We start from the raw sequence: 25,626 nt of genomic DNA, 5'->3' as shown, positions 1-25,626 counted from the left end.
GTAAGTAAGCTAAACCTTAAGCGGCAGCCGACTCGCCGTTCTCACGGTCTTCGATGGCCTTGCGCAGCTTAGCCACGGCCTGGTTAGCACGCTCCTCGTCCAGACGATTGATGTTGAGCAACATCTTGGTCTTTTCCTGGCGCGTGATTACCGGATGGTTGAGCAGACGGATAATCTCCTCCTTCTGCGCAGCCGTAGCGTACGCAATGGCGGGCGCCGGAGCCTCGGTAGGCTCAGCGGGTACGGCCTTCATAGGCGTAGCCTCAGCAGCTACAGCGGCAGGAGCAGCAGTTGGAACGACGGCCAGCGCGGGCTTCACCTCGGGCTGATTGCCACCATACTCCATTTCCTCAGCAGGCGTAGGCTCGTAGCCGGCAGCGCGAATAATCCAAGCGAGGATATTGCGGTATGCCTTGCCGATAGCGCGCGTCTGCGCCATGCTCATGATGGCAAATTCCTGGTAGAACTTCTTGCCTGACTCTTTATTCGAGCACACAGCAAAGCCAGCGCCTACAGTATGACCCGAACGCAGGTCGAACAAGGTCACCTTAGCTTGATATTTTAACTCCGTCTCGGTGCTGACATTGATGACGTGGTCTACGATGGGCACGATGCCTAGGCGCGAGCCAGCATACTGCCAGCCTTCCACGTTCACAAACTCTTTGCCCTGCACCGTCGTCGTGAGCTTGTTTTCTTTGATAAACTTCGCCAGATCCGTAGCCAAGTGCAACGTCTCATCGGAGCGCGAAATGTCGTAGCTCTCAATCTTGCTCTTGCGAGCCTGGTCTTTAGCGGGTTTGGTTACTTCGTTCATGGCGGTTTCCATAAGTGTCCTGTAGTACGTTTTGTTATTTGGGTATATAACTAAGGATACGTTCGAAAGGTGCAAAAAGCGTACTTTTTATATGTAATTTTTATCACTGACTATCAGATACTTATGAATTAAATTCCTAAAATTTTTAGAAAACTAAAAAAATACGGATTCATAGCCGACAAACCACCCTTTTCTTTGCTTGAGTAAGCCTAAGTTGATAGCATAAAAAAGCCCCCCAGAAACGTTTCTGGGGGGCTTTTTTCTTATGGCAAATAAAAAGACGGTCATGCAGCGCAGCGCGAAGCATCTCGCGTGCTGATGTTAGATCACTATTCTCACTAAACACGCGAGATGCTTCCTTCGGGACGCTAGATAGAGCATGACTGTCTAGTGGGAACATCTTAATAGAGAGTCCTATTCCGTGATATAGCCATCCTTCATAGTAATGGTCCGGTCAGCCATTTCGGCGAGCTGGTCGTTATGCGTAACGATAACGAAGGTCTGCCCCAGCTCTTTGCGCAGGAGAAAGAAAATCTGGTGCAGTTCCTGCGCATTCTGCGAATCGAGATTGCCGCTGGGCTCATCGGCGAAGATGATTTCGGGCGAGTTGATAAGGGCCCGAGCTACCGCTGTACGCTGCTGCTCCCCACCCGACATTTCTGACGGTTTGTGGTCGGCGCGGCGCTCTAGGTTCAACATCCCAAGCAATTCGCGGGCTCGTACCCGCACTTCCTTCTCCGAGCGGCCCGCCAGATACGCCGGCAAACACACATTTTCCAGCGCTGTGAATTCCGGCAGCAGGTTATGAAATTGGAAGATGAAGCCAATATGCCGGTTGCGAAACCGAGCCAAGTCGGAGCGTCCCAGGGAGCTAACCGACTGGCCATCAAACAGCACCTCACCCGTATCTGGGTTATCTAACGTGCCCAGAATGTGCAGCAAGGTACTTTTGCCCGCCCCCGACGAACCGACGATGGACACGATTTCCGACTTCTCAATCGTCAGGTCGATGCCCTTGAGCACTTCCAGCGTGTTATAGCTTTTGCGAATATTGATGGCCTGCAGCAAACGATAAGCGGATTGGGGGTGAGCACTTGGGAACAAACAAAGCTACGGATGAATCGCAGATTATGGCATCGGATTCAATTCCTTAGCTTGCCGGGGAGCATCAGAAGGCAAATCCCGATTTTGCTGCTTACATTTTAGCTTTAAGCGGCTTATAATTAGTTGATAATCTGTTTATGCCAACCTCTCTGTTGCTCCGCCGCTGGTGGGCGTTCGTCCCACTCCTGACGATTTTGAGTATTGTGCTAGTGGTCGTGGCCAGTTGGTGGTGGCCTCGCACGGCTCCCTCGCGCGCCCTCCCAAGCACGGCCGCCAGCTTTGCCCCCTCAGCCAGTCCCAACCGCATGCGGGGCGTGAGCTGGGTTGGCAGCGACTCTATAACCGATGCCGAGTTGGCCCCACTCAGCCAGCACCATGTTACCTGGATAGCTCAAATACCCTTTGGCTGGCAGCGCGGCGCTACCTCCCCTACCATTGGTATGAACACCGGCCGAAGACGCGTGTATTGGGGCGAGAGCGACGCCGGCCTGATTCAGACCGCCCAACTAGCCCGCAGGCGCGGCCAGAAAATCCTGCTCAAACCCCACCTCTGGGTGCGCGGCGACGGCAGCTGGCCCGGCGACATCCGCATGACCTCCGATGCCGACTGGAAAGCGTGGTTTGAGAGCTACAGCACCTTTATCCTGCACTATGCCAAGCTGGCTGAGCAGCAAAAGCTCGACGGCCTGTGCATCGGTACTGAACTGGAGCAAACAACCACCGCCGCCCACGAAACCGAGTGGCGCGCACTAATCCGCCAGATACGCCAAGTGTATCATGGCCCGCTCACCTACGCCGCCAACTGGAGCGGGGAGTACGAACATATCCACTTCTGGGATGCGCTGGACTACATTGGGATTCAGGCCTATTTTCCGCTCACCAAAAATAGCAAGCCCACCAAAGCTGAGCTACTCGCCGGCTGGCAGCCGCATTTGAAGGCTATCGAACGAGTGCAAAAACGCTTTAATAAGCCGGTTGTGTTTACCGAAATGGGCTACAAATGCACCCCCGACGCAGCCGTAGAACCCTGGGTGTGGCCCGACCGCACGGCCGCCTTTCTCCAGCCCGATGAGGCCACGCAAGCCGCCTGCTACGCGGCCATGTTCGAGACCTTTTGGCCCAAGAAATGGTTTGGGGGGCTTTTTGTCTGGAAATGGTACCCCAACCTAGCTGCCGACGGCCCCGCCCGGCGCCATGCCGATTTTACGCCCCAGCATAAAGAGGCCGCTCAGGTAATGGCGCAGTGGTTTGGCAAGTAGCTTCTGCATTTGTAACACCCCGCGTCGCATTTTTGCCTACTTTCGTGCACTGTACACCACCCCATCATCCCCATTGAACTGACCTCTATGAACATTCACGAGTATCAGGGTAAAGAAATTCTTAAAAGCTACGGCGTACGCATTCAGGAAGGCGTCGTGGCTAATACGCCCGAGGAAGCCGTTGCCGCCGCCAAGCGCCTAACGGAGGAAACCGGCACCAGCTGGTACGTTATCAAAGCGCAGATTCACGCCGGCGGGCGGGGCAAAGGGGGCGGCGTAAAGCTGGCCAAAAACCTGGAGCAAGTGAAGGACATAGCTGGCCAGATCATTGGCATGCAGTTGGTTACGAAGCAAACGGGGGCCGAAGGTCGTAAAGTACACAAGGTACTCATTGCCCAGGACGTGTACTACCCCGGTGACTCGGAGCCTAAGGAATACTACATGAGCGTGCTTCTGGACCGCTCCACCGGCCAGAACGTTATCATCTACACCACTGAAGGCGGCATGGACATCGAGGAAGTTGCTGAGCAGCATCCCGAGAAGATTCACCGCGAGCACATTGATCCCCGCGTAGGCTTGCAGGGCTTTCAGGCCCGCAAGATTGCCTTCAACCTGGGCCTCACTGGCGAGGCGCAGAAGGAGATGGTGAAGTTTGTAACAGCACTGTACAAAGCTTACGACGAGACCGACTCGGCCATGTTCGAAATCAACCCCGTGTTGAAGACTTCGGACAATAAAATCCTGGCCGTTGATGCCAAAGTAACCCTCGACGAAAACGCCCTCTACCGCCACAAAGATTTCGCTACCCTGCGCGACACCAACGAGGAAGACCCGCTGGAAGTGGAAGCGTCGGAGTCTAATCTGAACTATGTGAAGCTCGATGGCAACGTGGGCTGCATGGTAAACGGCGCCGGCCTGGCCATGGCCACGATGGATATTATTAAGCTGTCGGGTGGTGAGCCGGCTAACTTCCTCGACGTAGGGGGTGGGGCCAACGCGCAGACGGTAGAAGCTGGCTTCCGCATCATCCTCAAGGACCCGAACGTGCAGGCTATTCTTATCAACATCTTCGGCGGCATCGTGCGCTGCGACCGGGTAGCTAATGGTGTAGTAGAAGCCTACAAGAACATCGGCGACATTCGCGTGCCCATCATCGTGCGTTTGCAAGGCACCAACGCTGAGGAAGGTGCCCGCATCATCGACGAGTCAGGTTTAAAAGTATTCTCGGCCGTATTGCTGAAGGATGCTGCTCAAAAAGTAAAAGAAGTACTGGAATCACAGAGCACATAAAGTAGCTAGTAGTTCAACAGTAAAAAATCCCCCCAGAGATGCTCTGGGGGGATTTTTACGTTAGAGCAAAAAGAACTAAGCTGTAACGTTCGTATTCTCAGTAGTACTAGAAGCTTCAACACCATTATTTCCGGCTACGCCAGCGTTTTCTTCCGGCTGTACTGGAACGGTCTTGCCCATTACACGCAATTCTACTTCCATATTGCCGCGGGTACCCACCGAGTAAGGGCAGATTTTGTGAGCCTGACGAACCATATCGATGGTTTTCTCCTCGTCAAATTTCTTCAAATCGACATCAAGAATGGCGCTCAGACCATACGCCTCACCTTCCTGAAACAGAGTTACGGAGCATTTCACCTCACTTTGTGAGTCGAGCCGGTCGCCGGCGCGCTGGGCAATTACCAATAGCGCCTGCTGAAAGCAAGAGGCATAACCTGCTGCAAATAGCTCCTCGGGGTTGGTAGCGCCTTTTTTGCCCCCCAGGCCCTCTGGCACCGACATATCCAGATCAATGATGCCCGTAGCGGAGCGTACGTGGCCGCTGCGGCCGCCTACGGCCGCAGCATCGGCCGTATAAAGCGTTTTTTTTTCGTTTGTAGACATAAGGTAAAGGTTCGGGTTGTATGTTGGGATTAACTGATTTTGGCCCTTTAAGGTTATACTGACTCGCAGAACCACCAAAACTGCCCCCCACGTTTGGCCAGGCGTATTTTTCTCTCTACTTTTGCCCACCTTCCGGTCACGTCGTACAACGGATAGTATGAGAGTTTCCGAAGCTCTTGATCTAGGTTCGATTCCTAGCGTGATCACTGTCTAAACTCATAACTAGCTGTTTTTTTAGCTAGTTATGAGTTTTTTTTGTTTCACTCTGGTATCGTCTGGGTATCGTTATATTCCAAGCAGGGAGACAATAACGCGCCTCATACGGAGTGAAAGTTTGTACGAAATGAAATTAAGTGAGGGCGATTTAAAGATGATTCCCCAACCCGACTCCGTCAGTTTACCCGTGCCGTATCCGCGCAAGCCATATCATCACCTGACTCCAACATTTCAGGGATTAACTATAATCTCCAAGTCCTGTTACGAAGGCACACGAAAGTCTCCTTTACTACGCGCAGCGTAACTAAGGGAGATGTCATAGGGGAAGTTTTTGAGACTAATGCTTCATGGGCATCGCTCCCATCTTACCCTTCCCCAACTGGTCGAGCGCGGCTCGAAAGCCCGTGGCAATCTGCATGGCTGGCCCCCGACCGTAATAATGCAGAAACATCATCCGAGGCTGGTCGAAGAGCATGTGATTGTGTACGGCTACGACTTCCAAGTTGTGCGCCCGCAAGGCCTTAATGACGGGGTTGACCTCGTGCTCCAGCATGGCAATATCGCCCGCAATATGGGCGTCGGCCTGTTTCCCCGCGAGGGCGGCCCAGGAGTTTAGACCGATGGCTGCGGTCATCTCCGTACCCATCATAATGGATTGCACATCGGCGCGGCCCACCGTATACTTGTAGGTGGGGCCATTGACTACCCCCTGATAGCCCACTAGTTTATTCAAGGCTGGAAGATCGAACAGCTCCTTGCCAGTTGGTGAGCCGGCGCTAGGTGTCGCATTGTTGCCGGGTTGGGCCGCCGTAACACCCGCGGCTGGCTGGGGCTAGTTAGCGGGCAGTAGCTTGGAATTTTTTAGCGTGGCCGCGAACTTCTGCGCCAGCTCAGCCGGGGAGCCCATACCGTGAATGTGCATATAGAAGATGCGGGGCTCCTCGCAGAAAAAATGGTTGTGCACGGCGCCAATTTCCAACCCGTTGGCTAGGGCAGCCGATATCAGAGGATTCACTTCTTCTTGAAGCAGGACCGTATCACTCATGAGCATGGCTGACTTACCGTCGAGCGTATGCTTGATAGCCACCCACCCACCGAAGCCAAAGGAAATGGGTACCGGCTCTCCCTTAATGGTTACTTTTAAATCGTTGCGCGGTAGTGGAGTGCTATGGGTGGCTTGGGCTTGCACGTAGATTCCTTTCTTGCCTAAGGCGGCCTCCACGGCAGTGATTTCTGCGGCCGTTAAAGTGGGGGTTTTGCCCGGAGCTGGGGCGGCTATAATAGGCAGGGCGGGCAGCCCCCCAGCAAGGCAGGAGTAGTGGCCAGCGCGGCGGTCTTTAGCCAGTCGCGACGGGAAAAGTGGGATGGAAGTATCATAGAGCGCAGGCAAGAGGATTGGCGTGTAGAATATCAGCTTACGAGAACCAGGAGCAAATAGTAAAGCAGCCCGGCCAGGGCACTACTCACAATCCAAAAAATTATGTTTACCCTGAAGCGGTAAAGCGCGACCAGCAACATCAGCAGCCAGACCAGGCTAGGGTATCGTGGTAGACGGGTTCGGCATCGTGGGCCTGGTTATCATCGACGCCATTCTGGATGCCTCGGTTCACTGGTAATCTGATGCCCCGCGATTCGTAAAGTCCGCGCTGGAATGGCTATGTCCGTTCCGGTGCGGACCTTTTTGCGCACCGGCTCTGGCCGGTCCCCCTATAGTTCTAGCTTATCCTCCTTTCGCTTAGCAGTCCATGCTCGACTGCATCACTCACTTTTCCATCACCCATAAGCTGCTCGTCGGCCTGCTCACGCTGGCTTTGGTAGGCTGGGGTGGATACTCGGTGGCACATCTGCCCATCGATGCCGTGCCCAACATCACCAACAACCAAGTACAGATCATCACCCAAACTCCCTTGTTCGGTGCGCCCGACGTGGAGCGGCTGGTCACCTCTCCCATTGAGCAGGCTATTGCGACCATTCCCGACGTGCAAGAGGTGGGTTCCTTCTCGCGCTTCGGCCTCTGTTACCATCGTGTTTCCCGATGAAACTGATGTGTACTGGGCGCGCAACCAGGTCACCCTCTCGACTGATGAGCAGCAATTAGCTGCTGTGCGAGTAACGAGTGCAAATTCAGGTTTAGGATATAGTTATTAATAAGGGTAGTAAAGGGTATTATATTTGATCCTAGCTCCCCCGGCTATTAACTCCGCGGATAGCATCTTGCAAACCAAATCATCTTTATGCCTTTATGGAACTACATCTACTCAATACCACTCCAGATTCTCAACGACTCAGCAAAAAAGCAGCGCAAACAGCCCTGCTCACAAGTCAGCATTGGATAGTAACGGATAATGAAACGGCGCGCAAAGTCAAGTATATTTTCCGGCCGAATGGGGACTTATTAATTGCTCAAGTAAAGGAAGGAAAGGCAGCCAACTGAGTACTTGGGGCTGGGTATATATGTTCCTTTTTCTGCTGTTATGAGTGTAGTACTTTTTTGGCTGTTGAGCAACCGCCATAGGCAGAGAGCTTACCACTCTGAGGATAAGCCAAAGACAATATCCTCCACCGGCAGCGCTATGCGCCACTTCATTAGTGACAAGATCGAGATTCCGATTATTATGCCTGATAGTAAGCAGGTTACAACTGCAAAATAGAGCAGCAATCGGGCATCTTTGAAATTCCATTGACTATCGTTGCTGCCCATCCTACCTGCCGGGGCGAATTGCAGACCTATATACTTTAACGCAGCAGTGGTCGGGGACCGCGAAAAGCATCAGCGGGCAATAGGGGAAGCACGGCGGCAAGACCACAGTTCTCTACCCGTGCCCGCACCGCCGGGCACAGACCGCACACATGCAGGGCTGAGCCATCGGCATGGAGCTTACGAAACCAGGAAAAAACCATTCGCAGTCCCTGGGTGTCAACATCGGCTAATTGCTCACAATCAAGCCAGATTTCGGCGGCATGCGTTGCGTGGGCCTCTCCTAGCAGTGCATCCAGCTGCGCGCATGCGGCTGCTCCTACGCAGTGGCCCTGAAGTCCGATGCTGAAGTACCGAGGATGAACACTTTTGAGCAGCACAAAAGAAGTGATATGTGGCATTACAAGCACTATAGCAGCACCGGAGCCAAATCCGACTCTTACACCAAATATATCATAATCGGGTAGCTAGCTCCTCCGTTTTACTACGGATTGAATTGGGTCGCAATACCTATTATTAGCTAAGTATATTCTACCAGCCGTCGCTTGTGCATATACAACTCAGGGCAGCGCTATTGGCTTTTCGCAGGAATGGGAAGGGCCACCCGTACAGTAGTTCCGAGTTCGGGATGAGAGTCAAGCGAAAAACGCCCCCCAAGTAGCTCAGCACGGTTGCGAATACTGACAATACCCATCCCCGGATCGGCGGCGGGCAGTGGGGTAGCGGGCATACCCCGACCGTCGTCTTGCACGCTGAGAACTACCTGGTCATCCTCGTGCTCCACTTGAATATGTACTTCATGGGCGTGCGCGTGTTTGATAACGTTGCTGAGCAGTTCCTGAATAATGCGGTATACAGCCAGCTCGAGGAGCAGCGGGCGGAGCTGGTGCAAACCAGTCAAATGCAGGTAAACCTTAAGCGTGCCCTGCGGAATATGCTTGACCAACTCCTGCAATGCTACTTGTAAACCAAAGTCTTCCAGGATGCCGGGCGTCAGTTGGTGCGACACGTTGCGCGTGGCCTGAATGGCTTCGTTCAGTACCTGCAACACAGCCGGATCGGGCGGGAACCGGCTGCCATTTTCGAGGGTAAGCTTGGTAACGTAGAGCAGTTGGCCGACACCATTGTGCAATGCCTCGGCGATACGCTTACGCTCAGCTTCCTGGGCGGCAAATACGGCCCGAACAACAGCTTGCTGCTGCTGGCGCTGAAGCTGGACAGCGGCGGCGAGCATCCGGTTACGTTCGGTTATATCACGAATGGTGATTAGAATACCGGTCACTTCGCTACTGTCAGGGTTCTGTAGGGGCACGCAGTAGATATCGTAGCTACCAGGTCGGCGCCCTAAGGTCTGGTTAAATAAAGTGATTGACTTTCCTTGCCGTACCTGCTCCAGCAGATGGGGAAATTCAGCTGTTTCGAGGTGATGAGGGAGGAGTTCGAAAAATGACTGACCTATCGCCTTTTCCTCAGGCACGGAAGCATACTGAGCGACCTTCTGGTTCCACGCCGTCACGCGCAGGTTCAGGTCCAGAGCGATCAGGGCATCCGGACTGTGGTCAATTACCTGCTTGGTAAAAGCCTTCTCGGCGTGTAGCTTCTGCTTTGTCTGCTCTGACTCCGTAACATCGATGGCGAAGATGACGGCTTCATGCCTTTCCTGGTCGAAGAAGCCGTAGTTCTGATAGTAAATCCGCTCGCCCTGCTCAACGACAAAAGTTACATACTTAACCGACTCCCCGGCCAACAGGCGGCGCATGGGCTCAGCATGCTCAGGGAATGCCTCGAACGTACTCACGCCCCGGAGCTGATTATCCTGGATATTCAGATGCCGCAGGCCCAGCCCTATCAGCTCCAGAAATACTCCCGTATTACTGAGCCTGCCCAACACCAGCGGCATATTGTGCACCACATGCTCCAGCAGCCGGTTTTTGTAGCTTAGCTCTTCTTGGGCCTGGCGCTTAGCACTGATATCGCGCATTACCCCGAGTAGCCGACCTGGTTGGCCTTCCTTTTTCTCGATCTCGCCGCGAAACCGAATGTGGTGAATCGAATTATCGGCCCATACCACCCGAAACTCCAGCACTACGGGTTGGCCGGTTTGCTGCGCCCTCGTCATAATCTCGCTGGCCGGGACCAAATCTTCAGGGTACACTTGCCTGATAACTTCCGTAGAGGGCAGAGGCCCTGCGGCGGGGGGCAAACCGAGTAAGGCGCGGGCACGCTCATCAAGCACCACTTCTTTGCTCCCTAAGATATATATCACGGTGCCTACACCCGCTGCCGCCAACACCCGCCGCCGGTCTTCCTCGCTCTCGCGACGCTGCTGCTCCGCCATTTTGAGCGGAGTGGTATCGCGCCACACGGCATGCAGTAAGGTGTGCGTGTCCATCTGGACTGGGGTGAGCAGGATTTCTCCCCAAAACTCCTCCCCGGTGCAGCGTTGGCCCAGCCACTCGTAGCGATGGCGCCCCTGAGCTATGGCCAGCCGGCAATAATCGTCGGCGCGCTCGCGGCTGGGATGGCCATCAGGTTGGTGCGAAGGAGCCAGCTCCGCCATATGCTGACCCAGAAGCTGTTGCTTATCCGTGGCCCCAATCAGGGCCAACATAGCGGCATTGCAGTCGACGAAGTAATTGTCGAGCAGCAGAAATACGGCATCGCTACTGTGCTCAAACAGGCGCCGGAATTTATCGGCGGCGGGGTCGGCAGCGGCAGTGGCGTGAGCGGCCGCCACCGCAGCGGCTTGCTGCAGGGCTTTTATCTGGGCTTGGGCGCGGTGCAGCTCCTGCCGCTGCAACGTCAGCATGGTGTGATACAGCAGTTCCGCAGGCGGCTCCGCCGCCAAGCTGGCGGCATCTGTGGCGGCCAGGTGCTGCAATGCCTGTTGGTGCAGCGCGCTAAGCTCTGCGGATAATGGAGAAGGGGAAAATCTACCCATGATCAGATCGACTGGCTACGGCATGCGGCCATTGCTGACCGAACAGTTCGAATAGTGATGAATTTGCCCCCCAGTGCCCTCAGAAACTAAGCTGACCGTTTTCTGGGTAGAGCACTTGGTGAAGCAGTAAGCCGCCATTAGTCCAGCAGGCCGTGCGCAACGGCATATTTGATTAAAGCGGCCGTGTTTTTTACCTGAGTCTTTTCCAGAATATTCTGTCGGTGCGTTTCTATCGTGCGCCGGCTGACAAATAGCTTTTCTGCGATGGCGTTGTTGGTGAGGCCTTCCGCGATGAGCCGGAGTACCTCCAGCTCCCGATACGACAAGCCATCCACTTTTTTGGTCTCCGCGGACGCTTCCGGGTGCAGAACTTTTTGCAGCAGCATCAAGCCAATTTCGCTGCACAGAAAGCGCTTCCCGGAGGAGACGGCCCAGATGGCGGCGATTATTTCGGTCTGATCCGCGCTTTTGAGAATGTAGCCCGCCGCGCCGGCATCCAGCGCCTGTCCCACGTACCGCTCGTGCGCCAACATCGTGAGCACCAGCACGCGCACCTCCGGAAAACGGGCCAGCAACAAAGGCAGCGTCGCGAAGCCATCGAGTACCGGCATTTGCAGGTCCATCAGCACAATATCGGCCGGAGTAGTTGACAGGCGGTCGAGTAGTTCCTGCCCGTTGCTGGCATCGCCTACTATAAGCAGGCCGGGAGCCCCCGTTAGCAGGGCCCTCATGCCATCGCGAATAAGGCAGTGGTCGTCGACCAGGAACAGGCGAATCATGAGAGCGTGTGCAAATAAAATTTTGACCCCCCCGCCAGAGCAGCTAACCAAGCTGCCCATTTCCCCCGCATTTACCTATGAATGTAAGTAATTGTAAATGAGCTAAAAAACAATTCGCGACCAAGAGCCATATAAAGAAGCGGAGGTAGCCGAAATTTATAAAATAGATACCCCACCCCTCGTCGTCTTTAAAACGAGTATAAAGCAGTATAAGTCTCTAAAAAGCAGCCTTCGGAGCGAGTCTTATTCGTAGCTTTAGCTACAGAGAAGACTTGCTCCTCTAACGCTGTAGTTTACGCAGGGCCAGCAGACATAAGGCTACGGAGCCCGCCACCCGAATCTGGCCGCTGAGAATCATGCTTTCTATCTGCGCGAGGGGCGCGGTCAGGACCTCAATATTTTCAGTTGCGTCGAGCTGTTGTGAGGCTATCTGGCGCGCGTTGCGGGCCAGAAAGAAGTAAGTAGTATTCGTGTCTTTGGTGGGGTTATCGTTTACCGCCAGCAACAGCTCCAGCTCGTGGGCAGTGTAGCCGGTTTCCTCCAGTAGCTCGCGTCTGGCCGCTTCCTGGGGGGCATTTTCATCCTCGTCTATCACGCCGCCTGGCAGTTCAATCAGTATCTGGCCGATACCGTGCTTGTACTGGCGAACCAGGACTACTTGTTCGTCTTCGGTCACGGCAAATATCAGCACCACATTGTGGCGCACACTCACAAAGTAGTCGTCAAGCTGTTGCCCATCGGGCAGCTCCACATGGTCGCGACGAACCTTGTACCACGGATGATCAAAGATCAGCTCCGATTTAAGCGTCTTCCAGGGTTCAATTATTTTTGTCATGCTGTGTCTGTCAGAAATCAGCTGGCAAGGTACTACACGAGTGCATAACGAGTGCATAGCGCCCGTACGGGCTTATGATTGCGGAGCCAAGTTCTACCAGTGCTCCCTCGCGGATGAGCCTCAACAGATATGCGGGCCGTTTTTGTGTCTTCGAACTCCTTAGAGCATATTTGGCGGGTAAATCAGCACGGCAACCAAAAAAATTTATGCTCTCCTAGCCTTTATTATGCAGGAGTGCTGATGCAGAGTCTGGCAAGCTATTCGCACCAAGTGCTATTTCCTCCAAGGGGTCGTAGAGAGGGTTGCCCCCAAGGCTCTATTGCTCTTTTTTTCTTCCTCCATTTGTGAGCATCGCTACTCAATATTTTCACAATGCTGCCGCGGTTATCTCCTATCACGCGCCGGGCTATCTGCGAGTTACCTGGCATCCAACGGTTGTATCTGTGGCCGACTTGCAGGCCATTTATGAGCACGTCCTGCGGGCTATGCATCATTATGGCTGTACCCGGCTGATGAGCGTACATGGGCAGCGGCCGCCTATTCCGCCGCAGATTCAGGAGTGGCTTACCGCCCAGTGGGTGCCACGGGCTATGGAGGAAGCGGGCTACGACAGATGCGCCGTGGTAGAGGCCGACGCCCCCCTGAGCCAGCTCGCGGCTCGCTCTATTGGCAATAGCCTTATGCAACCGCTACGCTACCACTACTTTCCAACCGTGCGGGAAGCGGCCGACTGGCTCCAGAAAAACTAGTACTAGTGAACCAGTAGCCCCCCCAGGCCCCGCTTGCTCTCCTCGCTTGCCGTGCTCACCATCAGGCCCCGACGATACACGTAAGCGGTGGCGCTAGCCAGCAGCGACTGGCTGCTTAAAGTGAAATAGGCATTCTCGGTACGAGTACGAAACGAGACGATAGAGGCCGTTACCTGCTGCCCTACCCACTCCTCCCCCAGCGGGCCGCTGGTAGGCAGGCCATAAAGCCGAATAAATTCTTGTCGCAGGCCGGCTATTACTTCAGCACCGGTGGCCAGCAGGTCGATGCGGTAGAGCTGCTCGTCGAAGAAGCGGTAATGAATCTGCCGCAGCGGATAGCTTAAGTAAAGCAGCTCATCCACTTCGCGGGCGTACGTGGATACGCGTGGATCATGCAAGACCGACACCAGCACCAGCCTACTTAGCTCATTTACCTTCTGTCCGAACCGAACCTCACGGAAGCCATTCTGCTGATCAAGATAGTGCGTGCTGCCCACCATTACTTTTTACTGAGATTGGGCCAGAAATGACCGTATTGCCATGGCAAATATATAATTTTTATGGGCCGCTACAAAGGTTATAGAATTCAGATCGAAATGCTACTCAGTTACTTCGATCGGGTATAAAAACGGTTAATTAATTAGCTAAAAGCATTTTATAAACATAATCACAACTAGCCCGCGGGTTTTGCCTTCACTTCGATCAGCTGTTGAGCTTATTTTTATAATCCAATATTGACGCGTTATCGTATAGTAGTGCAAATCCATTTATTCCTTAACTCAACCGTAATGAAAAAGTCTTTGTTGACTACCCTCGCATTTGCCTTCGCCATAAGCCTGACCACGCCGGCGCTGGCCCAAACCACTGCCAAAACCAAGTCAGACGCCGACAAGATCAAAACCAAAGAAGACGGCAACATGTCGAAGACCAAGATGGCCGACGACGGCAAGATGAAAATGAAGGGCAAGACGGCCGCTGGCGACAAAATGAGAGCCAAAGGCAAGCCCGGCAAAGCCGCTGAGACGATGGTGAATGCCGCCGACCTGCCCATGAGCAGCGCCGAAGGGATAATGGTAGGCGGCGCCATGATGGTGCCAAGCAAAGACATCGTCGACAATGCCGTGATGTCGTCGGAGCATGGCACGCTGGTAGCGGCCGTGAAGGCAGCTGGCTTGGTAGAAACGCTGAAAAGCGCCGGCCCTTTCACCGTATTTGCGCCCACCAACGCGGCCTTTGACAAGCTGCCCGCTGGCACGGTGAACACCTTGGTAATGCCCGAAAACAAAGCCAAGCTTACTACCATCCTGACCTATCATGTGGTGCCCGGTGCCGTGCGCGCGGCCGACCTGCAAAACGACCAGACCTTAACCACGGTTCAGGGTGAAACCTTGACGGTGATGAAAAGTGGCACGAGCGTGATGCTAAAAGACGCGAAAGGCGGGATGGCCACCGTAACCACCGCCGATGTAATCTCCAGCAACGGCGTGACCCACGTTATCGACAGCGTTTTGATGCCTGCCAAATAAGCGGCATTAATCTCACAAAAAAGCCCCCCGGACTACTCCGGGGGACTTTTTTGTGAGCAGTTAACTTGGCGCGATGCCGCGAAAGGTTAGGTTATCCCTATTGTGGCTTCGGCCGGCTGGTTTGGGCTGGCCTCACTTCGAGCAAAATATTTTTCCGGGCGTCAACAGTTGTCGGGCAGACGTTTTGCGTAGAATGAGGATACTGTCCCAAACAGGCTTCCAACCTCTACCTATGAAAGACTCTTCGAAAAAAGCCCCCCAAAACTCCGACGAGAAGCCCCCGCGTCGGACTACGCAGAACCAGCCGGCTACGACGGCTGACCCGAATGCCGCGTTTCCCGGCACCGCCGATGAGCATCGGCCCGGCGAAAACCTTTATACGCTACCCGAAATGCAGGAGCCCCAGCCCCGCAACCCCTCGGAGCCACAGGCTACGGCGGCTGGTGAGCCTGCCGCGGCCGAAACATCAATGCTGGACCGCGAAACCCACGGCCAGCTCCTCGATGAGCCCGCGCCGGATGGCAAGTCCGGCATCAGCGACAGCGTGATTACCCCCGTCATTGCGCAGTCGAGCAGGCTCGAAGACAATAACCGCGGCGAGTAAACTGCTCTTCTAACCGTTGGTATAAAGCCTGTCCGGCGCGCGAACTGTACGATTCGTGCGCCGGACAGGCTTTATTTTGATAGTAAGTTTTCGTATTCCGCCTGATGGCGCTTCACGAAGGCGGCCACAAAATGACAGCTGGTAAGCACCTTAAAGTGTTGGTCGCGGGCATAGGCCAGGGCAGCACGGGCCATTTCTTCGCCTACCCCCTGGCCGCGCAGGTTCTCATCGACGAACGTATGCGTAAAATCAATGGTGTCGGCCGCGGGCATGCTGTATGCTAGCTCGGCTTCGTAGCCATGAACGGTAGCGTAGAATGCTTGATCTTCCTGATTATGAATGACGGAAACGGCCATATGAGTAAGGGTTATAAAACGGGTAAAAGCCAGTCTGGCCGCCGCTAACAATCGGGGCAGCTTGTTACTCACTACGCGGCTGGGGCCATATGGATGGAATTTTATTGACCCTTCAACCGTCGTTTTGCGTACTAGCCAACTAGTTGCCTGATACTAAGTATCTTGTTACACCTTCACTCTTCACTCCACCTTCCCTATGAAAACACAAGCAGATGACCCTAATACCGACGATAACAACAGTCGTTCGTTAGCCGAAAATGAGAAGGTAGGCGCTAAGCTGGCCCAGGAAAATCCGGAACACACCACCGGGAGAACAGCTGGCAAAAACGCCGTGCCCCAGACTTCGCAAGACACGCCAAACTATGGTGACTTTGGCCACGCGCCTCTCTCGGACGAGGAAATGAACGGTCCGGTAGCGGCGGGCGCTAACCGGGGTGCGGCCGCGTCGAGCACGCCCGCCCCCGACCAACGGGGCGCGGCTCCGCAAAACCTGAACAATGAAGCGGTGCGCGCCACCACAAACGATGAGTCGGACGACCGGCGCGAGGCCGCCAAGCTCGACGACCCGCGCTACGGCAGCGGCACCCGCAACTGGGAAACCGCCGAGCCCGCCAACCGCACCACGCAGGCCGATATTGACACGAATGAAGAGTATCGGCCCGCCGCCGACTAAGCTGGTTTTAGCTTCCGGAAAACGCCGGGTGTCGCGAGGTGCGAGGCCCGGCGTTTTCTTTCACCTTTATTTGAACGCCATACACCGATGAAAACGCCCGAAGAACAAGCGAGTAATCAACAGATTAATCCGGCCGCCGCCCAGCCCACTGATGCGCCCCGCGTAGACGCCGGCTCCGACGAAAGCGCCGGCTCGGCTGCCATGCTGGATGCCGCTACCCACGGCCAGGTGTTGGGTGGTACTACACCCGACCCCGACACCTCCGATATGACGGATGAGCGCATGAACCCCGGCGCTGAACAGGCACCGGCTGCGGACGAAGATTAAAAGTTGAAACACCGGCAAAAAGCCCCCCATCGTACTTTGGGGGGCTTTTTTGTGAGCGGAGGTACCTGGAACGCGAAGCACTAGTATACTTGCACAGCTTACGCTTGACCTTAACACTATGATTAAGCACTGGTACCTAAGCACACCTACTCTCTTACGCCCATGCCACTCCTATCAGCCACGGCCGCTCACTGGCCTGCTGTGGCCGCCATTTATACCCAGGGCATTGCCACCGGCAACGCTACATTCGAGACCCAAAGCCCGAGCTGGGAAGCCTGGGATGCCGGCCATTTGGCACACAGCCGGCTGGTAGCCGCTGATGCCAATGGCAACGTGCTAGGCTGGGCGGCGTTGTCGGCAGTTTCGGGGCGGTGCGTGTACGGGGGTGTGGCGGAAGTGAGCGTATATGTAGCCGATGCCGCCCGCGGGCAGGGCGTAGGCCGGCAGCTACTGAGCGCGCTGGTAGCCGAGTCAGAAAAGAATGGTATCTGGACGTTACAGGCAGGTATTTTTCCCGAGAATACGGCCAGCATCCGTCTGCACGAAACCCAGGGCTTCCGGGTGCTGGGGCGGCGCGTGCGCATCGGAAGGCTGTCCGGCGCGTGGCGCGACACAGTGCTGCTGGAGCGCCGCAGCGCCGTGGTGGGCGTCTAGGGTCATTTTTTCTTTGTCTTACTTGCCCGAAGCCTAACGCACCTTCCTGCTGAAAAAAGCCCCGCACGCACGCACGCGACCAACGACTCACCCTAAAGCATCCCTGACGGCAGCGGTGGCGTATAGCATCGGATACCGCCTTCCTTACGCGCCTGCTATGCCTGCTCCGCTCCTACTGCTCACCGATTTTACGCCCGCTGCCGACCGCGGTCTAGCTTACGCCGCCGCAATAGCCGCGGAGTTGCGGGCGCCACTCGTGCTGCTGCATGTGCGCCGTACTTCTCTGCTCGACCCGGAAGCCTTAAGCGGTCGAATTCCGCACCGGAGCGAGGGCGAAATTGCCGCGGAGCTGAGTAGCCGCACGGCGACGCTGACAGTGCCCGTTACGGTAGAGATTTCCAACGACATATTGGAGAATGCGGTAGCGGCGGCGGTAGAACAGCATCAACCCCAGCTCATTGTGTTGGGTCGCCCCGACTATAACAAGCCCGATGAACTCATCGATACTACCTCGTTAAACTTGTTGCGCCATTCGCCCGTGCCGCTATTGGTAGTGCCCGTTATGGCTCCCGCCAAGCCCAATTTGTGCCGCGTAACCATCGGAGCCGATAATCAGTCTTTCTCGCTGAGCCCCCAGGTAGTGGAGTTGGGTCAACGGCTGCTGAGCGCCTTCAACGCCACCATAAACGTCGCGCATGTGGTAGAGCCCGAAGACGACGATACCTCGTCGTTGGCCTGCCAACAGGTTGAAAAAAGCGGCCTCACCGCTGGGTTTCAGCGCGTCACGATGCGGGGACAGCGCCACTTACACCCTATAGATGGAATTTTGGCGGCGGCAGAAGAAGATGGTGGGGGTCTGCTGATCCTTATTGCCCGGCAACACAGCATCCTGCAACGGCTGTTTTACCAAAGCGTATCGGCGCAGGTGGTGCGGCGTAGCCTGGGCCCGGTGCTGGTATTGCCGGCGCAGCCGTAAGGTTGGGCCAATAGCCACGAAAATTACCACCGCCACCCCAGCTGCACGCCACTGTACCAATTTCGCCCCGGCGCGGGCTGGAAATACCGTTGCCCAAAGGCATTCAAATCGTTGCCGAGACTGTAGCGCCGGTCGGTGGCGTTTTCGAGGCCAGCGAAAATGTCGGTTTCCAATTTGCCCCCCAACACCCGTCGCCAGCCGGCGCGCGCGGCAAGTGTCCAGTAGCCGGCCGCGTATACGGTGTTAGCATCGTTGAGAGGAATCTGCGCCTGGTGACTGAGGGTGGGCTGGAGGTAAAAGCCGAACTGCTCACTAAAATCGAGGCCGGCGGTGAGGGTGTGTGGGGCGGTGCCGGTGAGGCGGTTGCCGCTAAAGTCCTGATCGCGTTGCTGATAGTCACGGAAGCGGAAATGATTGTAGGCGTAGCTGGCCCAGGCGCGCAGACCGGGAGACAGGCTAGTGGGCGAAGCGCTGGAAATGCCCCCCGCAGCAGTGACGGGCCGCCACAGCCAGCCGCTTAGCGCCGCCTCCACCCCGCGCTGCCGGGTCGAGCCGGAGTTGAAAAACACATTCACGCCCGCCGCCGTAGTGCGCGTAACGATGGTTTGCCGCAGGCGAAAATCGAACGCGGCCACGTCGAAGGTGAGGCGGTTATTAAATAGCGTGCCCCGCGTGCCCAGCTCATAGCTCGTGCCGCGCTCGGCTTCCAGGTCGCGGTTGATGCTGCCGTCGGAAGGGCGTATTTCTTCCTCGCTGGGGGGCGAAAATCCGCTGCTCACGCTGGCGTAGGCCGATACCTGGGGGGCAATTTCTTTGAGCAGCGCCACCCGCGGCGACACTACAGGCCGAAATCCGCGCCGCAACGCGAAGCCATCTGGCCGCGCCGCTGCGTCCGACACCCGCACGATGCGGTAGCGCAAACCGTTCAGGCTCGCGCCCACGGTCAGCAGAAAGTCGGCGGGCAGCTCCCAATCGGCCTGCGCGAAGCCGAAGCCCGCGCTGGTCATGATTTCGTCGTCGTAGCGCAGCGGGCCGGGCGTGCCGCGGCGGTTCTGGTAGTTGCGGGCATTCTCGAAGCTGTTTTGCAACTCACCACCCGCGCTCAGCCGCAACAGGTGGCCGGCCAGGGCCGTGCGGTAGCTCACCACCGAGCGCGCCCCCCAGCCCAGCGCCGTATTACGCTCTATATCAACTAGAAACGGTGTTTTGATTGTGGTGCCCGAGGCGTAGAGCGTCGTCTTATTCGACCAGCGGCTGGTAAACTGGTATTCGTGCGTGACGCCCAGCAGCGCCGAGCGCGAGGCGTAGCCCGCCTGCTGCGCCACGGTGCCCGGTTGGGTGCCAACGGTCGGCCGCGCCTGCCGCGGATTCTGCTCAAACTGCGCTCTGGTCAGGCTGCCCGGAATTTGGTAGTCCAGATCGGCGTAGAGCGCGTGGACGGCCACGGTGCGCTGGGCTGAGGGGGCAAATTCACCGTCCACGGTCAGCACGTCGCGGCGCAGGGCGCTGTTCTGGCGGTAGCCATCGAGGGTCTGGCGGGTGTATTGGGCGCGCAGAATGGCCGTGGCCGAGCCGGTTTCGGCCGCCACTGTGTAGCGCCGCAGTCCGAAGCTACCCGCCGTGAAGCCCGCCTGCACTCGCGCCTCGCCAGGCGTTGGGCGGCGGGTGCTCAGCAGTACCGCTCCGCCGGTGCCGGCCCCATACACGCTACCCGCCGGCCCTTTTATCACCTCAATCTGCCCGATAGAGGCCGGATCCAGCAAGTTGAGCGGACTGCTGCCGCTGGCTTCGGTGAAGGGAATATCATTGTAGTAGAGCTTCACATTGCGCACCCCAAACGGCGAGCGAAGCGTGCTGCCGCGCACGCTCAGGCGGTAGCTGGCCGTGGCCCGCTCCTCCAGCCGCACGCCCGGCAGCGTATTCACGGCCTGGGTAAGCGAAGTCTGGTTGAACCGGTCGATGACGATGGCATCGAGCACGCTCACGCCGGCCGCCGTGCGCCGCAGCGGCAGGTTCTGGCCGTAGCCAACCACCGTGGCCTCGGGCAAGCGCACGGTGCGGGCAGTATCGGGGGTTTGGGCGCGCAGAGGAAGCTGAAGCAGCAAAAGCAGCGGCAGAAGCTGGCAGGAACGAGGAAGCATTGGGGAAGTGTAGCGTAACCTTTGCCCGAACGGGAAAGCGGCCGGGCAGGTTGGTAAAAAAGCCCCCAAGCTGAATTTAAACCTTGAAAGCATCTCACTATTAGGCGGTCATGCTGAGCGAAGCCGAAGCATCTCTCCCGCTTCGTTGATGTTACCATTGCAGTAGAGATGCTTCGACCAGCGGACGCCAGATCAAGCATGACCGCCTATTTGGGTGAGTTAGCTTGGCAACCAAACACGCGAGATGCTTCGCTGCGCTCTGCATGACGTTGTGTAGTGAAATCGGCTAAAGACTATTGGCTTATTCTTACCTTACATTACCTCCCTTTTCACTGCCAGTTATGCTTTACAATCCGCGCCGCCACCGTCGCAAACTGCTGCTTCCGCCGGGCCTGCTAGCGCTGGCGTTTCTGCTGTTGCTGGGGTGTGGAGTGATTGCACGAAGCATTGGGCACAGCTACAGAGTTTTACAAATACGCTTCTCGCCTCTTTATGCCAGAAACGAATTTGAGAATAGGCTTTTTTTCTCTTCACCGCATGCAAAAGCAACTCAATGGAATGATTTTGAAATAACAGGGAACTCCCTTTTAGATTGGTATAACTGGCAACTAGCCCAACGAAGCATTAAATTATTGCATAACGCTCCAGATTCCGCACATGGCATTAGAATCCGTTTCCGTCAGAAGGCCAAATATAAATATGTAGTTAAGGCGTTTTCTTATATGAATGAGCTAGGCATAAGAAGGTACGCTTTTGATATGCGTGTCCCCACTCCAACAGTATATGTTATAGACAGCGGGGTAGCCAGTCAAAGACAGCTTAAGTGCACCTATATAAAGTAAGATTGACTCCACAATAGCTTTAATTATCAGAAGCTAACTTCTTTGCATTCATCCGCCTTTCGTAGTCCTATGCATTCCCTTGCAGGGAGTTGTTGTACAGAACATTGTTTCTCAGTAAGATTAGAATGATTACGGTGAATACTCAACCACCTCAACCTTTTCGTAACCCAATTCTATCTAGTTCAGTTGAATAGAACGATCTCATCTATTCAGCTATGACCATTCTTAAAAATACGCTCACGGCCGCGGCACTTTGCTCGGCTCTCACCGCTGTTGCCCAGAACGATTACTAGAAGACCGTCACAGCGTCCTACAAAGGCAACATCTTCAAGCCCGGCCAAGTGGAAGCCACCGACGCCCGCGTAGCCCAGCTCAAAGCACCCGCCGGCTTCGCCGTCACCAAGTTTGCCGACAAGCTCGAAAAGCCCCGCATGCTGGCCGTGGCACCCAACGGCGACGTGTACGTGAGCAACCGCGACAAAGGCACCATCACGCTGTTGCGCGACACCAACAAAGACGGCAAAGCCGACCTCACCAAGCAAGTAGCCCAGCGCGACAATCTGCACGGGCTGGCCCTGAAAGATGGCAAGCTCTACTTAGCCGCCGTGCGCGAAGTTTACTCGGCTGATGTGAAAGCCGATGGCACGCTAACCGAGCTGAAAACGCTGTACAAAGATCTGCCCGACGCGGGCCAGCACCCCAACCGCACGCTCAACTTCGGGCCCGATGGCAAGCTTTACCTCTCGGTGGGCAGCACCTGCAACGCCTGCGACGAGCCCAACAAGGAAAATGCGACACTGCTGGAAATCAAGCCCGACGGCTCCGGCCGGCGCGTGGTGGCCAAGGGCCTGCGCAATACCATCGGCTTCGGCTGGCACCCCACCACCAAAGTGCTCTACGGCTTTGACCACGGCATCGACTGGCTCGGCGACGAGGACCAGCGCGAGGAGCTAAACGAGCTGAAAGAAGGAGCCGACTACGGCTGGCCTTACGTGTTTGCCGACGGCAAAGCTAACCCCGCCGACGAGCCGCCCGGCGGCATGACCCACGAGCAGTACGCGGCCAAAACGGAGAAGCCCAAGCTGCTGTACACGGCCCATGCGGCCCCGCTGGGTATGGTATTTAACACTGGGGGGCAATTTCCCAAAGAGTACCACCACGACGCTTTCGTAACGATGCACGGCTCCTGGAATCGCGCCGAGCCTAGTGGCTACAAAATCGTGCGCGTGCACTTCAACGACCAAGGCCAGCCCGAGAAGTTTGAGGACTTCGTGACGGGCTGGCTGGTGAATAACAACAAGGAGCAGTTCGGGCGCGTCTGCGGCATTGCCCAGCACGCCGACGGCTCTCTGTTGGTGTCGGACGACGCGAATGGCGTAATTTATCGGGTGGCGTATGCTGCGGCCGCACCGGGGGGCAAATCAGTGAAGAAAACACGAAGCCGCTAGGGAGCAAGTCTCGAAGCGTAGGTTGGTGCTTATTTAATCTTGGCGACGGGCGTTTTGCTGGTCATCACGCCCTCGGGTACCAGCTGAGCAGCGGCGATGTTGTCAAGGCGGCTGGGTTTGGTGGCCTCGTCGCGGCCGGCGGCTAGCATCAATTGTCCGTGCTTGGCGTATTCGTTCCAGCGGCGGCGGAAAGCGGGCTGCTCATCGGTGGCTTTGGGAAAATAAGTCCATTCTTCCACCAGATTAGTAGCGCGGTTTACCAGCACTTCGTAGCGGTTCTGAGGCGTGACGCCCACGTTTTTGAAGGTCATTTGCAGGATATCGGCCGGGGCACCGTCCATGGTTTTGCCCTCGCCCTTGTAGGTCAGCGTCACGCCGGAGTCTTTGAGCTTGAAGGGCATTACGAGCCAGTAGGAGTTATTAATCCAGATGGGCGTGAGCTTGTCGAGCACTTTCTGCCCGGCAGGCGTGGCCGAAATATCCTGGCCACGGCTGTATACTTCGCCCTTCTTCGAGTTGAGGTTGTAGTTGGCCACCAGCGTATCTTTTTCCCAGTGAAAATCGCCGGTGTATTTGTCCCAGATCTGATATTGCCCCCCAAAGAAACTCCAGCCCAGAAAGCGGGTGTTACGCCAAGCATCGTAGCCACCCATGGCGTTCACCACCTTGTCGGCAATGGCTATGGCCTTCGGATCGGAGCCGGCCTGGTCGAAACCTTCGGCGGCCGGGTAAGCACCTTTTTTCGTCGGCGCTTTTTGGGCCTGAGCCGGGCCAGCCAGCAACAACCCACTGAAAATGGCAGCTGCGGCCAGGCGCAGAGATTGAGTAAAAGGTCGCATAAGGAAAGAATAGAACGGTTGGGGCCACCGCGAGCGGCTGTGCTGTAAGATACGGCCAAGTTAGGCTATATGGTAAGAGCCATAGCGCGGGAATCCGTTCCGCGTCGAGCCGTCGGCGAGAATCCGGTACCGCACTGTTGGCACCTACGCGTCGGAACTCGCCGTGCTCGTCGCGGAACGGATTTCCGCGCTACGGGGCTCAGAGCATATTGAGCGGTGTTGTAGCTTTGACCTTCTATGGCCGCCCTCCCACCCGACCTGCGCAAAGCCCTTCTCAATCTGCCCCAAAAGGAGAAAGACCAGCTCCTCGCCCGCCTCGTGAGTCAGGATGCAGTACTCACCGAACAGCTGGCCTACCGCCTGCTCGAAGGTCCGGAAGCTTTGGAAGACCGCCGCACGTTTCTGCGCACGCAGATAGACGACCCCGTGCGCGGCTACCATCAGACCCCCAACGACTTGCTGGTTATCGTGCGGCAGCTGCAGGCGCGCATCGGCTACCACGCCAAAATCACGGGCGACGTATTTGGGGAAGTGGAGCTAACGGTGCGCCTGTTGAATAATGTATTCGAACACCAGCCTGCTGCCGTGGCGCGCCTGCACGGCCCCACCCAACCGCTGCTGCAACACCTGGCCCGCCGCGCGCAGGAGGCCTTGCGGCAAGCCGAAAAGCTTCACCCCGACTATCACCTGGAGCTGGCCGACGCCATTAATATAATGCTGGCGGGTTTGTGGGCTTCGGGCGCGGCACCGTTGGCGCGGGAACTGGGCTTGCCGCCGCACTGGGGGGCTTTTTAATGCTTTTTTTCGGCAGAAATAAGAAGAATGACTACTCTTCTCCTACTCAAGGAGGGGATATTTTCGCGAAGTGAATAGGGGAGTGGTGCTACTGGAGGGTAGGCATTACTAGCGCTGGCGGGCATCCTTTAGTTGGCAAAAACAGTACATAGGAACAGCTCAACGTATCTATTTCTTTTGGTGAGCCCGCGCGGGCTGCCGCTTTTGCCGAATCTGTATGTCTTACACTCCCAAACCCGAAAATGTGCGTGTGCCCAACCATCTCTCCGACGCTGAATTACAACAGGCACTGGAAGAGCTGGACAGCAAGATTAAAACGCTGCAAAACCGCGCCCACGCCACCACCGCCAGCTCCCACCACACCTACCACGAGCACGTAGCCGCCTTGGAAGTGAAGCGCGCCAAGCTGGCCGAAATGCTCGGCCGCGACACCGACAGCACGAACCGCGCCCCCAGCACCTGGGATGAAATCCGGCGCGGCATCGACACCCTGCGCGACGATTTACGCAACCTTATTTGAAGTGGTGAGATGGTGAGTTTGACGTACAGTCTTGCGCAAACTGCGCGGATGGCGCAAACCGAACATCAAACTCACCATCTCACTACTTCACCATTTCGCATGAAAAACACCTTTTCCCTGGCTGCTCTAGCCGCCTTGTTATGGCTGTTGCCGGCTTGCACGGCTCAGGAAAGCTACCAGAATGCCAAGAGCTGCGCCGAGGTCGAGATTGGGATGAGCCAGGAGCAGGTGCGCCGTATTATGGGTGAGCCCACCGGCCGCGACACCACCGCCGCGCCCGGCCAAACCTGGTCGTACCTATTCGGCAGCGCCACCGACACCAGCCCCATCCGCATCGAGTTCGGCGACGATGGCCGGGTAAAGGCCAAGCAATGCGCCCCCCAGGCCTCCGGCTCCGAGCGGCCCACGGGCAATTAAAAGTGAGAAATCAGAGGTGAGAAGCTGGTTAAACAGACTGTCCTGGTTTTCAGGTAGACCTCTGCGGACCTCTGCGGACCTCTGCGGACCTCTGCGGGAACCCAACATCCGCATTCGCTAGAAAGCCCCTCAAAGCAACGTTGGGGGGCTTTTTCCATTCAGCCGGATTATTCCCCACTAACCCGCCGCTGTTACCGTTCGCTGAAATTGCGTTTCCGGG

General features: G+C 56.2%; 27 protein-coding genes, 1 tRNA gene and 1 pseudogene. 16 read left to right on the top strand and 13 right to left on the bottom strand.

From position 1 onward, the window contains the following. Positions 1-16: 16 nt before the first annotated feature. Positions 17-826 carry a hypothetical protein gene (locus B9A24_RS08195; RefSeq protein ID WP_234997093.1) on the bottom strand — a complete coding sequence of 270 codons (810 nt, stop codon included), beginning with the start codon at positions 824-826 and terminating at the stop codon, positions 17-19. Positions 827-1,228: 402 nt separating this feature from the next. Further along, positions 1,229-1,882, bottom strand: a complete 654-nt coding sequence (locus tag B9A24_RS08190; RefSeq protein WP_084444691.1) for an ABC transporter ATP-binding protein — start codon at positions 1,880-1,882, stop codon at positions 1,229-1,231. A gap of 173 nt (positions 1,883-2,055) precedes the next feature. Between B9A24_RS08190 and B9A24_RS08180 the strand changes: the two genes are divergently transcribed. Further along, entirely contained in the window at positions 2,056-3,177 is a 1,122-nt protein-coding gene (locus B9A24_RS08180; protein ID WP_234997091.1) for a glycoside hydrolase family 113, read from the top strand. Positions 3,178-3,264: 87 nt separating this feature from the next. Next, positions 3,265-4,467 (top strand): ADP-forming succinate--CoA ligase subunit beta, encoded by a 1,203-nt coding sequence (gene sucC, locus B9A24_RS08175; protein WP_084444688.1) that lies wholly within the window; start codon positions 3,265-3,267, stop codon positions 4,465-4,467. A 75-nt stretch (positions 4,468-4,542) separates the two neighbouring features. Here the strand turns inward: sucC and B9A24_RS08170 are convergent, their stop codons facing one another. Next, a complete protein-coding gene (locus B9A24_RS08170; RefSeq protein WP_084444687.1) occupies positions 4,543-5,070 on the bottom strand; it encodes an Ohr family peroxiredoxin in 528 nt (175 codons plus the stop codon). Between the two features lie 134 nt (positions 5,071-5,204). Between B9A24_RS08170 and B9A24_RS22040 the strand changes: the two genes are divergently transcribed. Next, positions 5,205-5,276 (top strand) — tRNA-Arg (locus B9A24_RS22040). A 347-nt stretch (positions 5,277-5,623) separates the two neighbouring features. Here the strand turns inward: B9A24_RS22040 and B9A24_RS22640 are convergent. Beyond that, positions 5,624-6,019, bottom strand: a complete 396-nt coding sequence (locus tag B9A24_RS22640; RefSeq protein ID WP_234997089.1) for a DUF1259 domain-containing protein — start codon at positions 6,017-6,019, stop codon at positions 5,624-5,626. A gap of 99 nt (positions 6,020-6,118) precedes the next feature. Next, positions 6,119-6,676, bottom strand: a complete 558-nt coding sequence (locus B9A24_RS23205; RefSeq protein ID WP_394334635.1) for a DUF1259 domain-containing protein — start codon at positions 6,674-6,676, stop codon at positions 6,119-6,121. A 355-nt stretch (positions 6,677-7,031) separates the two neighbouring features. Between B9A24_RS23205 and B9A24_RS08160 the strand changes: the two are divergent. Next, positions 7,032-7,356 (top strand): annotated as a pseudogene (locus B9A24_RS08160) (efflux RND transporter permease subunit); the annotation flags it as partial. Between the two features lie 666 nt (positions 7,357-8,022). Here the strand turns inward: B9A24_RS08160 and B9A24_RS08155 are convergent. The 4 genes from B9A24_RS08155 to B9A24_RS08140 all read right to left on the bottom strand — a co-directional run bounded on the left by B9A24_RS08155 (position 8,023) and on the right by B9A24_RS08140 (position 12,539). After that, the gene (locus B9A24_RS08155; RefSeq protein ID WP_084444685.1) at positions 8,023-8,385 is read right to left on the bottom strand and encodes an STAS domain-containing protein; all 363 of its coding nucleotides are present in this window, start codon (positions 8,383-8,385) and stop codon (positions 8,023-8,025) included. A 170-nt stretch (positions 8,386-8,555) separates the two neighbouring features. Next, positions 8,556-10,925 (bottom strand): sensor histidine kinase, encoded by a 2,370-nt coding sequence (locus B9A24_RS08150; protein ID WP_084444684.1) that lies wholly within the window; start codon positions 10,923-10,925, stop codon positions 8,556-8,558. A gap of 137 nt (positions 10,926-11,062) precedes the next feature. Beyond that, positions 11,063-11,704 (bottom strand): response regulator, encoded by a 642-nt coding sequence (locus B9A24_RS08145; protein WP_084444683.1) that lies wholly within the window; start codon positions 11,702-11,704, stop codon positions 11,063-11,065. A 280-nt stretch (positions 11,705-11,984) separates the two neighbouring features. Continuing rightward, positions 11,985-12,539, bottom strand: a complete 555-nt coding sequence (locus tag B9A24_RS08140) for an NUDIX hydrolase (RefSeq protein WP_084444682.1) — start codon at positions 12,537-12,539, stop codon at positions 11,985-11,987. Between the two features lie 344 nt (positions 12,540-12,883). Here B9A24_RS08140 and B9A24_RS08135 point away from each other — a divergent pair, with 344 nt between their 5' ends. Further along, on the top strand, positions 12,884-13,288 hold the full coding sequence (locus tag B9A24_RS08135; protein ID WP_084444681.1) for a hypothetical protein: 405 nt from the start codon (positions 12,884-12,886) through the stop codon (positions 13,286-13,288). Positions 13,289-13,290: 2 nt separating this feature from the next. Here B9A24_RS08135 and B9A24_RS08130 read toward each other — a convergent pair whose 3' ends face one another. After that, the gene (locus B9A24_RS08130) at positions 13,291-13,788 is read right to left on the bottom strand and encodes a hypothetical protein (RefSeq protein ID WP_084444680.1); all 498 of its coding nucleotides are present in this window, start codon (positions 13,786-13,788) and stop codon (positions 13,291-13,293) included. Positions 13,789-14,313: 525 nt separating this feature from the next. On the opposite strand from B9A24_RS08130, the gene B9A24_RS08125 reads away from it, so the two are divergent. Next, complete coding sequence (locus B9A24_RS08125) at positions 14,314-14,814, top strand: fasciclin domain-containing protein (protein WP_234997100.1); 501 nt, start codon at positions 14,314-14,316, stop codon at positions 14,812-14,814. A 232-nt stretch (positions 14,815-15,046) separates the two neighbouring features. Next, on the top strand, positions 15,047-15,418 hold the full coding sequence (locus tag B9A24_RS08120) for a hypothetical protein (protein WP_084444678.1): 372 nt from the start codon (positions 15,047-15,049) through the stop codon (positions 15,416-15,418). 71 nt (positions 15,419-15,489) lie between these two features. On the opposite strand, the gene B9A24_RS08115 is transcribed toward B9A24_RS08120, so the two are convergent. Next, on the bottom strand, positions 15,490-15,774 hold the full coding sequence (locus B9A24_RS08115; protein WP_084444677.1) for a GNAT family N-acetyltransferase: 285 nt from the start codon (positions 15,772-15,774) through the stop codon (positions 15,490-15,492). A 196-nt stretch (positions 15,775-15,970) separates the two neighbouring features. Between B9A24_RS08115 and B9A24_RS08110 the strand changes: the two genes are divergently transcribed. From B9A24_RS08110 to B9A24_RS08095, 4 genes are all read left to right on the top strand, one after another. Then, positions 15,971-16,447, top strand: coding sequence for a hypothetical protein (locus B9A24_RS08110; RefSeq protein WP_084444676.1), 477 nt, complete (start codon positions 15,971-15,973; stop codon positions 16,445-16,447). 87 nt (positions 16,448-16,534) lie between these two features. Next, positions 16,535-16,774, top strand: a complete 240-nt coding sequence (locus B9A24_RS08105; protein WP_084444675.1) for a hypothetical protein — start codon at positions 16,535-16,537, stop codon at positions 16,772-16,774. Positions 16,775-16,936: 162 nt separating this feature from the next. Continuing rightward, positions 16,937-17,428, top strand: a complete 492-nt coding sequence (locus B9A24_RS08100; protein WP_084444674.1) for a GNAT family N-acetyltransferase — start codon at positions 16,937-16,939, stop codon at positions 17,426-17,428. Positions 17,429-17,585: 157 nt separating this feature from the next. After that, complete coding sequence (locus tag B9A24_RS08095; RefSeq protein ID WP_084444673.1) at positions 17,586-18,404, top strand: universal stress protein; 819 nt, start codon at positions 17,586-17,588, stop codon at positions 18,402-18,404. A gap of 23 nt (positions 18,405-18,427) precedes the next feature. On the opposite strand, the gene B9A24_RS08090 is transcribed toward B9A24_RS08095, so the two are convergent. Next, positions 18,428-20,545 carry a TonB-dependent receptor gene (locus B9A24_RS08090; protein ID WP_084444672.1) on the bottom strand — a complete coding sequence of 706 codons (2,118 nt, stop codon included), beginning with the start codon at positions 20,543-20,545 and terminating at the stop codon, positions 18,428-18,430. A 341-nt stretch (positions 20,546-20,886) separates the two neighbouring features. On the opposite strand from B9A24_RS08090, the gene B9A24_RS21580 reads away from it, so the two are divergent. Together B9A24_RS21580 and B9A24_RS08085 are read left to right on the top strand one after the other, a co-directional pair. Beyond that, on the top strand, positions 20,887-21,387 hold the full coding sequence (locus B9A24_RS21580) for a hypothetical protein (protein ID WP_143434834.1): 501 nt from the start codon (positions 20,887-20,889) through the stop codon (positions 21,385-21,387). 341 nt (positions 21,388-21,728) lie between these two features. Further along, positions 21,729-22,835, top strand: a complete 1,107-nt coding sequence (locus tag B9A24_RS08085) for a PQQ-dependent sugar dehydrogenase (RefSeq protein ID WP_234997084.1) — start codon at positions 21,729-21,731, stop codon at positions 22,833-22,835. Between the two features lie 29 nt (positions 22,836-22,864). On the opposite strand, the gene B9A24_RS08080 is transcribed toward B9A24_RS08085, so the two are convergent. Continuing rightward, positions 22,865-23,674, bottom strand: a complete 810-nt coding sequence (locus B9A24_RS08080) for a DUF6503 family protein (RefSeq protein WP_084444671.1) — start codon at positions 23,672-23,674, stop codon at positions 22,865-22,867. A gap of 237 nt (positions 23,675-23,911) precedes the next feature. Between B9A24_RS08080 and B9A24_RS08075 the strand changes: the two genes are divergently transcribed. The 3 genes from B9A24_RS08075 (at position 23,912) to B9A24_RS08065 (ending at position 25,406) form a co-directional block, all read left to right on the top strand. Continuing rightward, positions 23,912-24,469, top strand: a complete 558-nt coding sequence (locus tag B9A24_RS08075) for a hypothetical protein (RefSeq protein WP_084444670.1) — start codon at positions 23,912-23,914, stop codon at positions 24,467-24,469. A gap of 217 nt (positions 24,470-24,686) precedes the next feature. Next, positions 24,687-24,989 (top strand): sll1863 family stress response protein, encoded by a 303-nt coding sequence (locus tag B9A24_RS08070; RefSeq protein WP_084444669.1) that lies wholly within the window; start codon positions 24,687-24,689, stop codon positions 24,987-24,989. 99 nt (positions 24,990-25,088) lie between these two features. Continuing rightward, a complete protein-coding gene (locus B9A24_RS08065) occupies positions 25,089-25,406 on the top strand; it encodes an outer membrane protein assembly factor BamE (protein ID WP_159451984.1) in 318 nt (105 codons plus the stop codon). Positions 25,407-25,626: the final 220 nt, after the last annotated feature.

Origin of the sequence: Hymenobacter roseosalivarius DSM 11622 (assembly GCF_900176135.1) — a bacterium.
In the GTDB taxonomy this organism is placed as follows: Bacteria; Bacteroidota; Bacteroidia; order Cytophagales; family Hymenobacteraceae; genus Hymenobacter; species Hymenobacter roseosalivarius.
The sequence above is the reverse complement of the archived record's forward strand: the minus strand, read 5'-3'. Positions and strand labels throughout refer to the sequence as shown.

Coding starts and splice junctions, on each gene's coding strand:
- B9A24_RS08140 (WP_084444682.1), bottom strand. CDS start 12,539: ATGACAAAAATAATTGAACCCTGGAAGACGCTTAAATCGGAGCTGATC.
- B9A24_RS08195 (WP_234997093.1), bottom strand. CDS start 826: ATGGAAACCGCCATGAACGAAGTAACCAAACCCGCTAAAGACCAGGCT.
- B9A24_RS08095 (WP_084444673.1), top strand. CDS start 17,586: ATGCCTGCTCCGCTCCTACTGCTCACCGATTTTACGCCCGCTGCCGAC.
- B9A24_RS08170 (WP_084444687.1), bottom strand. CDS start 5,070: ATGTCTACAAACGAAAAAAAAACGCTTTATACGGCCGATGCTGCGGCC.
- B9A24_RS08090 (WP_084444672.1), bottom strand. CDS start 20,545: ATGCTTCCTCGTTCCTGCCAGCTTCTGCCGCTGCTTTTGCTGCTTCAG.
- B9A24_RS08150 (WP_084444684.1), bottom strand. CDS start 10,925: ATGGGTAGATTTTCCCCTTCTCCATTATCCGCAGAGCTTAGCGCGCTG.
- B9A24_RS08105 (WP_084444675.1), top strand. CDS start 16,535: ATGAAAACGCCCGAAGAACAAGCGAGTAATCAACAGATTAATCCGGCC.
- B9A24_RS08125 (WP_234997100.1), top strand. CDS start 14,314: ATGGTGAATGCCGCCGACCTGCCCATGAGCAGCGCCGAAGGGATAATG.
- B9A24_RS08145 (WP_084444683.1), bottom strand. CDS start 11,704: ATGATTCGCCTGTTCCTGGTCGACGACCACTGCCTTATTCGCGATGGC.
- sucC (WP_084444688.1), top strand. CDS start 3,265: ATGAACATTCACGAGTATCAGGGTAAAGAAATTCTTAAAAGCTACGGC.
- B9A24_RS08070 (WP_084444669.1), top strand. CDS start 24,687: ATGTCTTACACTCCCAAACCCGAAAATGTGCGTGTGCCCAACCATCTC.
- B9A24_RS08120 (WP_084444678.1), top strand. CDS start 15,047: ATGAAAGACTCTTCGAAAAAAGCCCCCCAAAACTCCGACGAGAAGCCC.
- B9A24_RS08130 (WP_084444680.1), bottom strand. CDS start 13,788: ATGGTGGGCAGCACGCACTATCTTGATCAGCAGAATGGCTTCCGTGAG.
- B9A24_RS21580 (WP_143434834.1), top strand. CDS start 20,887: ATGCTTTACAATCCGCGCCGCCACCGTCGCAAACTGCTGCTTCCGCCG.
- B9A24_RS08155 (WP_084444685.1), bottom strand. CDS start 8,385: ATGCCACATATCACTTCTTTTGTGCTGCTCAAAAGTGTTCATCCTCGG.
- B9A24_RS08080 (WP_084444671.1), bottom strand. CDS start 23,674: ATGCGACCTTTTACTCAATCTCTGCGCCTGGCCGCAGCTGCCATTTTC.
- B9A24_RS08100 (WP_084444674.1), top strand. CDS start 16,937: ATGCCACTCCTATCAGCCACGGCCGCTCACTGGCCTGCTGTGGCCGCC.
- B9A24_RS08115 (WP_084444677.1), bottom strand. CDS start 15,774: ATGGCCGTTTCCGTCATTCATAATCAGGAAGATCAAGCATTCTACGCT.
- B9A24_RS08180 (WP_234997091.1), top strand. CDS start 2,056: ATGCCAACCTCTCTGTTGCTCCGCCGCTGGTGGGCGTTCGTCCCACTC.
- B9A24_RS08075 (WP_084444670.1), top strand. CDS start 23,912: ATGGCCGCCCTCCCACCCGACCTGCGCAAAGCCCTTCTCAATCTGCCC.
- B9A24_RS08110 (WP_084444676.1), top strand. CDS start 15,971: ATGAAAACACAAGCAGATGACCCTAATACCGACGATAACAACAGTCGT.
- B9A24_RS08065 (WP_159451984.1), top strand. CDS start 25,089: ATGAAAAACACCTTTTCCCTGGCTGCTCTAGCCGCCTTGTTATGGCTG.